The organism is Ameyamaea chiangmaiensis (genome assembly GCF_013376175.1).
In the GTDB taxonomy this organism is placed as follows: domain Bacteria; phylum Pseudomonadota; class Alphaproteobacteria; order Acetobacterales; family Acetobacteraceae; genus Ameyamaea; species Ameyamaea chiangmaiensis.
In genome coordinates, this window is the sequence record NZ_JABXXR010000259.1 from 1 (window position 1) to 2,193 (window position 2,193).

A 2,193-nucleotide genomic window follows, 5' to 3' on the forward strand; every position below is an offset into this window, starting at 1 on the left:
ATGGCGATATCGAGAACTGAAACACAAAAATCCACACTTAAACGAGCTGGATCGAAAAAGGATCTGCACATGACACAATCGAACGTCTGGCTGGTCACAGGCGCGTCCAAGAAACTTGATCAAGCTATGTCAGCGCTCTTCCCGGACGCCAGAGCGCAGCGCGTCGTTTCCCCGTAGCTGACACAGCGCGAGGCGTGCGAAGATCGTTACTCGCCAATCCTGAAGCGGTTCACTCGGATCGCACTGGCACTAGAGAGGGCTGCATGACGATCTTTCCAGAGCGGCATGAACTGGTAACGCAGTTGGAGACCGCCGAATTCTCTGCCTTTTGCCGGGTCGGTTCCTCATCGTTGCGATTGCACCAACACATTCGTGCACCGATCTGGGCGGCGCTCGTCTTCTCGTTCGCTTGGTTTTATTGGCGTAGGCTTTATTTGGTTGGCTCTCTGATGCTGATGCTCCCTGTACTCATTTCCACCCTCGACATTTATGGGAGAGGGCCGCTGGCCGTGAATGGCGCCTTGGTGGTCGGCTGTCTTGTCTTGCCTCCATTCATGGCCAGACGACTATATGCTATAGCCTTTCTGCAACGTAGTAATCGCGCCAGCCGACTCGGCTTGTCCACCTCTAACCGGATCGCTTATCTCGAGGCGGCAGGCGGGACCTCCTGGCTTGGCGGTCTTCTGGCAGGTGGGATGTGGGTCGCATTTGCTGTGGCGATACTGCACAGCCTCCTGCCGCATCTCGGCGGCGTCTTTTTGCCATGACCGCTTTGGTCGTCAGCTTGGCTGGTTTTGCGACCACTGCTCTCATCATGACTTGGTCTTTCTGGCGATTCGGGGCAGCAATGCCTGCCAGCCTATGGCTCCGATGCCTTCTAGCCTTCCCACTCCTAGTACCGTGTGTGTCGATGACGGAAGGCTGGCTGCATGCCCGTTTTATGCCTTGGTGGCTTGGCGCAAGCCTTATTGGCGTGCGGGAGGAGGGATTGAAGCTTCTTTTCTTCATTGCCTTGGCCGATGCCGACCCTGACATACGCTCGTCAGGCGACCGGTTACACGCAATGACTGCGGTCGCGCTGGGCTTTGCTGTTATTGAGGCGATCGCTCATGCGATGCCGCATGGCGTAATGTCTCGCGTGTTGCTGCAAGCCTATGTGGGCTTATACATAGGAACCGCACTTCATGTCTTCCTATCCATCCAAGCCGCTGCGTTTATCATCGTTGCACGGCGCACCTCGCGCTTTTGGTTGGCAGGCATCGTCATCCCGATGTCGCTGCATTCAATCTGGGACAGTCCATACCTTATCGGTATCTCGACCGCAGATACCGCGATGTACGCACGGATTTTGATAATGGCGGCAACGACTGGAGGCGCTCTTGTACTGACGAAACTGAGCGGTGCCGAACCAAGCCACAGCATTTTTGCTCGCCAGTTGGCCTTGGCCGCAATGACCGTTTGGTTGGGGCTAACAACTGTGCTTCAGATTGCGGGTAAGGCAGGATGGCATTATGGGGTGGACGTCAACCTTTATACTCAAATGGCAATCGGATGGTGGATGGTTGGTCTCGACCTTGCCCTCATCTATTTCCTGACAGGGAACGGGAAAGATCGTGATCTGATCCATTAGGATTTCCTATAATCTCTATACATATCGCTTTTTAATGTCACCATTCGCCTGCTTATTGGACGTCGCAGACGAAAGTCCCCGCTCTGGAAAGCTGATATGAAGACGCTACACAAGAAGTTTTATAAGCGTTGAAAGCGGTGGGGTGACAAGGGTGTCTTCTTGAGGATGATGGAATGTTTCACTGCGCCCGAGGCTTCAGAACGCAAGAAGGTGATGATCGACGCGACGTATCTCAAAGCGCACCGTACGGGTTCGAGGCTCCGGATAAAAAAGGGACATGCGCCGATGGATGCTATCCCTACCTTCGTCATCAACCTCATCGAAAACATGTTCGCAACGCTGAAGGACTGGCGACGGGTGGCGACCAGATACGACCGCTGCGCTCATACGTTCATGTCCGCAATCCATATCGCAGCAAGCGTCATCTTCTACCTCAAAAAATGAGTCCAGACCCTAGAGGGTGTTATGCACCTTGAGCGAGTATAGCGGCGTTTCTGAGCATGAAGCATGCGAAAGCGACGACATGGAGACTTGCGAGCGTTGAAGCGTAGCGCTCGTAATCC

2 protein-coding genes and 3 pseudogenes are annotated in these 2,193 nt (G+C 54.2%); 4 read left to right on the forward strand and 1 reads right to left on the reverse strand.

Features of this window, described 5'->3' with window-relative positions; all coding sequences use genetic code 11:
* Nucleotides 1–263 precede the first annotated feature (263 nt).
* The 4 genes and pseudogenes from HUK82_RS16080 to HUK82_RS17735 form a co-directional block, all read left to right on the forward strand.
* Nucleotides 264–767: a DUF2628 domain-containing protein gene (locus HUK82_RS16080; RefSeq protein WP_176614890.1), complete on the forward strand. Its 504-nt coding sequence runs from the start codon at nt 264–266 to the stop codon at nt 765–767.
* A gap of 143 nt (nt 768–910) precedes the next feature.
* On the forward strand, nt 911–1,630 hold the full coding sequence (locus tag HUK82_RS16085) for a hypothetical protein (protein WP_176614891.1): 720 nt from the start codon (nt 911–913) through the stop codon (nt 1,628–1,630).
* Nucleotides 1,631–1,762: 132 nt separating this feature from the next.
* Nucleotides 1,763–1,912, forward strand: a pseudogene (locus HUK82_RS17730) (IS5/IS1182 family transposase); the annotation flags it as partial.
* Nucleotides 1,913–1,942: 30 nt separating this feature from the next.
* A pseudogene (locus tag HUK82_RS17735) lies at nt 1,943–2,074 on the forward strand (IS5/IS1182 family transposase); the annotation flags it as partial.
* A 19-nt stretch (nt 2,075–2,093) separates the two neighbouring features.
* On the opposite strand, the pseudogene HUK82_RS16095 reads toward HUK82_RS17735, so the two are convergent.
* Nucleotides 2,094–2,193, reverse strand: a pseudogene (locus HUK82_RS16095) (IS5/IS1182 family transposase); the annotation flags it as partial.

Coding starts and splice junctions, on each gene's coding strand:
- HUK82_RS16080 (WP_176614890.1), top strand. CDS start 264: ATGACGATCTTTCCAGAGCGGCATGAACTGGTAACGCAGTTGGAGACC.
- HUK82_RS16085 (WP_176614891.1), top strand. CDS start 911: ATGACGGAAGGCTGGCTGCATGCCCGTTTTATGCCTTGGTGGCTTGGC.